Genomic DNA, 5,962 nt, shown 5'->3' on the forward strand with positions numbered 1-5,962 from the left:
GACACCACCCCCACCACCGCAACCACCACCTTCCCCCTCACCCTCAACTGGTTCTGACGCGGGGCGGGGCGGTCTTGTACAACCCGGCCCCCAGGCCGCACTGTTGACCGCCACGCGTCCACACCGCTGCGCGCCCATCAGGTCAGGAGAGCCGGCTTGTCCCGTCCCCTTCCGGAGGTTCCGGGCACCCCGGACGCCCCGCACGTGATCGATCCCGCCGGCGGCTGCCCGCACGCCCTCAACGCCCGCCTGCGCGCCCGGGGGGCCGTGGCGGAGGTCGTCCTCCCCGGCGGGGTCGCCGGCGCGGTCGTCCTGGGCCACGAAGAGCTCAAGGACTTCCTGGCCCGCGACGACGTGGCCAAGGATGCCCGGCACTGTCCCGCCCTGCACGACGGAACCATCCCCCGTGACTGGCCGCTCCGGGTCTTCGCCAACGCACAGGGCATGCACACCGCGGACGACGCCGACCACCGCCGGCTCCGGGCGCTGGTCGGCAAGGCCTTCACCGCCCGTCAGGTGGAGCAGCTGAGGCCGCGCGTGGAGGAACTGGCCGACACCCTGCTCGACGACCTCGGCCGGGCCGCGGCGGCCGCACCGGACGGGGTCGCCGACCTGCGCGCGCACTTCGCCCTCCCGCTCCCGATGAGCGTCATCTGCGAACTGCTGGGTGTCGACCCGGAGCACCGGGACCGGCTGCACGAGCTGTCCAACACGGTGATCGTCGCGACCGACACCACCCCCGCCGAGGCGATGGCCGCCGGACGCGAACTCGTCGGGCTCATGGGGACGATCGCCGCCGCCCGCCGTGCGGCCATCGCCGCGGGCACCGGGGGAGAGGACCTCACCAGCGCCCTGATCGCCGCCCGCGAGGGCGACGGCGACCGGCTCAGCGAGGCCGAACTGACCGGCACCATGCGGCTGGTGCTCGTCGCCGGCCACGAGACCACCCTCAACCTCATCAGCAACGCCGTCCGCGCCCTGTGCACCCACCGCGACCAGCTGGCCCTGGTCCTGGAGGGCAAGGCCACCTGGTCCGCCGTGGTGGACGAGACCCTGCGCTGGGACGGGCCCGTCAGCTGGTTCCCCTTCCGCTACCCCACCCGCGACCTCACCGTCGACGGCACGCTGATCCCGCGGGGCACCCCGGTACTGGCCGGGTACACCGCGGCCGGCCGGGACGCGGCCTTCCACGGCCCGGACGCCGACCGCTTCGACGTCACCCGCCCCACCGCCGCCCGCCACCTCTCCTTCGGACACGGCGCGCACTACTGCGTCGGCGCCCCGCTCGCCCGGCTGGAAGCCACCATCGCCCTGGAGCGGCTCTTCACCCGCTTCCCCGACCTCGACCTCGCGGTCCCCGCGTCCGAACTCCCGCAGCAGCGCAGCTTCATCGGCAACAGCGTCGAGGCCCTCCCGGTCCGTCCCACCCGCGATCCGGCCGTTCCCGCGGGAGAACCCCGCCGGGTGGGCCCGGCCTAGGGCGGGGGCCGGCCGCGTGCCCGGCCCGGTTCCGGTCCCTCCCGGTGTGCCCGGCCAGGGGAGCCCCCTCGTGGGCTCGTGCCACCGTCCCGCGGGGCCGCCGCGCTACGGGGTCCCGGGCGCGGGGAGGGCCAGCACCATCAGCGGCTCGGTGGTCGGAGCGGGGGAACCGCCCGCGGGTTCCAGCGTGACCCCGACCGCGGTGGATCCGCTCACCGGGCCGGTCATCAGCTCCGGGGCGCCGGGCCGCGCGGGGTCCATCAGCCCCGCCGGACGCATGGCGCCCGCCGGGTCGGCGAACCACAACTGGTACACCCGGCCCGAGGGCGGGGCCGGCATCCCGGAGGCCACGAACACCGCCCTGTCCTGCTGCTCGGACACCACGACGGTGCCGGTACCGCCGTTCGCGAGCCGTCCGGTGACGGGCGTGGCGTCGGGGGCCGCCAGTACCCCGGCCAGCTCGGCGATGCGGGCCTCGGCGCGGCGCGCGTCCTGCCGGGCCGTACCCGCCTGCTCCGCCTGCCAGACCGCGACCCCGCCCAGCCCGGCGACCGCCGCCAGGGAGGCCGCCAGCGCCCACCGCAGCCAGGGCCTCCCGGGCCGCGCGTGCCGGACGCGAGCCCGGGCGGGCGCGACCGGCTCCGCGGGACGCACGGGCTCCACGGGACGTACCGGCTCCGCAGGACGCACGGGCTCCGCCGGCCGGTCGGTTCCCGGGGCGCCGCGGGGATCCGGGGCGACCGGCGCCTGCGTGCCCCGGCCGGAGGCGCCCGGTTCCCCGGCGCCCGCCCCGGGCGCGGCCGGGAGCTCCCGGACCCGGCGCATCACCGCGTCGAACAGCTCCGGCGGCGGGCTGACCGCGACGGCCCCGCCCAGCAGCGCCACCGTCGCGGCGAGCTCGCCCACCTCCCGGGCGCACGGCGGGCACGTCTCCAGGTGCGCTTCGAAGGCCGCGCGCTCCGCCGCGGGCAGCGCGTCCGCCACGTACGCGCCCGTCGCCCCGTGCATGCTCTCCGTACTCATCCGTCGCTCACCCCGAGACAGTCCCGCAGCCGCAGCAAGCCGTCCCGCAGCCGCGTCTTGACGGTACCCAGCGGCACCGACAGCGACTCGGACACTTCACGGCAGGTCAACCCCCGGTAGTAGGTCAGGGCCACCGACTGGCGCTGGATCTCCGTCAGCGAGCCCAGGCAGCGCCGCACCCGGTCCCGCTCCTCGCGGTCCTCGACCGCCTCGCTCACCTCGTCGAACTCCGGCAGGGCCGCCTCCAGCCGCGCCGCCCGCCGTTCCCGGTCGGTTGCCGCCTGAGCCGAGCGGACCCGGTCCACCGCCCGGCGGTGGGCGATGGTCAGGACCCATGTGCGCACACCGCCCCGGTCCGGCCGGTACCGGCCGGCGGAGCGCCAGACCTCCACGAGCACCTCCTGGGCCACCTCCTCGGCCTGGGAGCGGTCGCGCAGGACCGAGAGCGCCACACCGAGCACCGACCCGCACACCGCCTCGTACACGGCGGCGAAGGCCGTTTCGTCGCCCTCGGCGACCCGGCCGAGCAGGGTGCCGAGCTGGTCCACGTCGTCCACGGGCCGATCCTCCCGGATCCTTCCGCTCAAGCGGTGATTCGGAGCCGGGGCCCCGCCGGACCGCCCCGGGTGTTCCCCCGGCCGCGTCATGCACGCGGCCGTCCGGCCCGGTCCGCCGCCCGGCGGGCCATGGCCTCCAGACAGGGGTCGGAGCCTCCCCCCGCAGCGTAGTGCGCGTCCCGGGCGGCGGCCTCCCCGGCCGTGGGCCCGCCGTCCCGCGGACCCTCCGGGCCGGTCAGCCGAGCGGCGATCCCGCCGCGCTTGCGCAGCTCCACCACCCCGTGGGCGAGGTGTGCCAGGTGCTCCGGCGGCGCGGAGGGCACGCCGTCCGCCGTGCCCTCCGGGCCGCCGGGCCGCTCGCGGGGGCACCCGCCCCGGTCGTCCTCGTTCTCGCCCCGCTCGTACCGGTCCCGCTCGGGCCGGTCCTGATCGGACTCGGACATGGTCGGGCCCCCTCCTGGCGGTCGGCCGCCGCGCGGATCCACGGCGGCGCGACGGCGACGGCAGGGGCGGCCGCCGGAGTGCTCCGGCGGCCGCCCCTGATTTTTTGCGGGTCAGTGAACCCACGGCCCGCACCACCCCGGGGGCCGTCCGCCGGCCGATCACCCGAACGGGTACCGAGATCACCCCGGGAGGGTGGAGTTCATCGGAGGGCCGGCCGCGCTCGTCCTCCGTGGTGTAGGTCAGCGGGCGGCCGCCGCCGGCAGGAACGCGGCGACGCCCGCGGCCAGGGCGTACGGGTCCCCGCTCGGCCGGTCCGGGTGCCGGGTGGTCCGCCGGGCCCACGCCTCCTCCTCGGCGTGCCAGTCGATCTCCCGCGGCGCGGCGCCCCCGACGAGCGACTCCTCCAGCGAATCGAAGTACCGCTCCCACCGCGGTCCGTACAGCTCCGAGACCAGACCGCTCCACTCGCGGTTCGCGTAGTCGTGCAGGAAGCCGCCCTCGCTCGTGCTGCGGCGGCCCCACACGCTCAGGATCGAGCGGGCGTCGTACTCGTACCGGTTCCGCTCGGCCTCGTCGGCGCCACGGGAGCGGGCCGCGCCCAGCCAGCCGCCGAGCAGGAAGTTCGGGTCGGATCCGACCAGCTCGTCCAGCCGCTCCTCCGCCTCCCGCCACTCGGCCGTCAGCTCGCGGAAACCGGCCGGGTCCCCGGCCTCGTACGCCGCCCTGATCTTCGGCAGCAGCACCCGCGAGTGGTTGGCGAGCGCCTGGCGCGCCGTGTCCACCAGGTCGAAGCGGTACGCGCTCGACCCGCGCAGCCGCGGATCCACCCGCAGCAGGTGGTCCAGGGCCCTGCGCACCGAATCCGCCGGATAGCGCATGGACTTGGGGCTCCAGTACGCCGACCCCACCGCGGTCAGGCTCGGCCGGGCGGTGAACAGGCTGTCCTGGGACTCCGACCACAGCCCCGAGGAGGTGCTGTACGGTCCCGTGCGCAGTTCCTCCCAGGCCGCGGCGGCCGCCGCGTCGGGGCGGCCGTACCGGCGGGCCGCGAAGTCCGCGAACCACTTCCGCTGGTCGACCGGCCCGGGCTCCCACGCCAGATCGGTGAAGAGGTCGAACGCCGCCGGGTTGGTCCCGGTGGCCTCCGGGAGGTAGGCGGTGCCGTTGAGCGCACTGCCGCTCTTGCCGCGCCAGGCGGGGAACCGCTCCAGCCACACGGAGGTGTTCGCGCCGATCGTCGTGTGCCCGCCGAAGTTGTAGATGGTGCCCATGGCGTACGGGGCGCCGCCCCAACGGGTCTCGCGGTCCAGGCGGTTGTAGCGGTCGGAGAGCCCGTCGAGGATCAGCAGCTTCGAGGTGTCCACCCCGGCCAGCAGCTCCGCCGTCGGGTCGTCCTGCCAGCCCAGCACCGCCCACACGGCCCCCGGGCGGGCGCTGTGCAGGGCCCGCTGGATCGCCCCGGCGGCGGACCGCACGTCCACCGCCCCGGTCTGCCCGCCCTCGTGCAGCGGGCTCATCCGGTACATCGTGCTGTCCCCGAACACCGCCCGCTGCTCCGCGTAGTACGCGGCGGCCAGCTTCGCGAAGACCGGGGTGGTGGGGTCCAGCCAGTCCGGCCGGTCGAAGCCGGCCCAGTCGCCCTGCGGCACGGTGACCGAGCCGGGGTTGCGCGCGGTGAACTCCGGCGGGACCGTGCCGAAGTAGCCCGGCAGCACCGGCGTCATCCCCAGCCCGCGCAGCTGCTCCGCGATCCGCCCGCCCAGCGCGGCGCGTTCGCGCATCAGCCGCTCCGTGACCGGGCCGCCGAAGCCGCTCAGGTTCTGCAGCAGCCACCAGCTCTGGTGGGCCGGGCCGGGGATCCATGCACGCAGCTCGGCGGCCGCGTAGCCGAAGCCCTGGAGCGCCCGGTAGTACGGGTACTCGGCTCCCACCTGGACGAACACCTCGTTCACCCCGTGCAGGGCCAGCAGGTCGATCTGGCGCTGGTGCTCCTCGAAGGAGCGGTACGGGCCCGCGTACCCGTCGTCGGTGTCGTTCAGTGCGTACCGGTGCGGGACGACCGCGCTGCGGGTGACCGGCGCGGGGACGGCCGGCAGCGTGGCGGGCAGCATGCCGATGCTGTCGCCCGGCCAGCCGATGTCGACGCCGGCGACGTGCTGGAGGTACCAGCCGACGCCCGTGAGCAGGGTGGCGCCGGTGGAACCGCGCACGGTGACCGCGCCGGCCGTACCGGAGACCGTGAAGGTGTCCGCCGCGGCGCCGGTGTCGGGCACCAGGGTGAACTGCCCGGCGTGGCGCGGCAGCAGCCGCGCCAGGGCGGCCCGTGCGGGAGCGGGGTCGAAGCTCCGCGGCCGTGGCGCACCCGCGGGTACGGCGGCCCGCACCTCGGCGGGCGCGCCCGCGCGTGCGTCGGCCCGCCGGGGCGGGCCGGGGGCCGCGGCGGGGCGCCCCCCGGGCGC

At 76.5% G+C, this 5,962-nt stretch carries 5 protein-coding genes; 1 reads left to right on the forward strand and 4 read right to left on the reverse strand.

The window, feature by feature from the left end; genetic code table 11:
- Positions 1–156: 156 nt before the first annotated feature.
- Positions 157–1,479, forward strand: coding sequence for a cytochrome P450 (locus ACFWW8_RS37940; protein WP_386537350.1), 1,323 nt, complete (start codon positions 157–159; stop codon positions 1,477–1,479).
- Positions 1,480–1,584: 105 nt separating this feature from the next.
- On the opposite strand, the gene ACFWW8_RS37945 is transcribed toward ACFWW8_RS37940, so the two are convergent.
- From ACFWW8_RS37945 to ACFWW8_RS37960, 4 genes are all read right to left on the reverse strand, one after another.
- Complete coding sequence (locus tag ACFWW8_RS37945) at positions 1,585–2,502, reverse strand: anti-sigma factor domain-containing protein (RefSeq protein WP_386537354.1); 918 nt, start codon at positions 2,500–2,502, stop codon at positions 1,585–1,587.
- Entirely contained in the window at positions 2,499–3,059 is a 561-nt protein-coding gene (gene sigK, locus ACFWW8_RS37950; RefSeq protein WP_386537356.1) for an ECF RNA polymerase sigma factor SigK, read from the reverse strand. Before sigK ends, ACFWW8_RS37945 begins: the two co-directional genes overlap by 4 nt.
- Before the next feature lie 86 nt (positions 3,060–3,145).
- Positions 3,146–3,502 carry a hypothetical protein gene (locus ACFWW8_RS37955; RefSeq protein WP_386537359.1) on the reverse strand — a complete coding sequence of 119 codons (357 nt, stop codon included), beginning with the start codon at positions 3,500–3,502 and terminating at the stop codon, positions 3,146–3,148.
- A gap of 240 nt (positions 3,503–3,742) precedes the next feature.
- Positions 3,743–5,962 (reverse strand): alpha-N-acetylglucosaminidase (locus ACFWW8_RS37960; RefSeq protein WP_386537361.1); only part of this gene is annotated, 2,220 nt, incomplete at its 5' end.

Origin of the sequence: Streptomyces sp. NPDC058701 (genome assembly GCF_042715295.1) — a bacterium.
Lineage (GTDB): Bacteria > Actinomycetota > Actinomycetes > Streptomycetales > Streptomycetaceae > Streptomyces.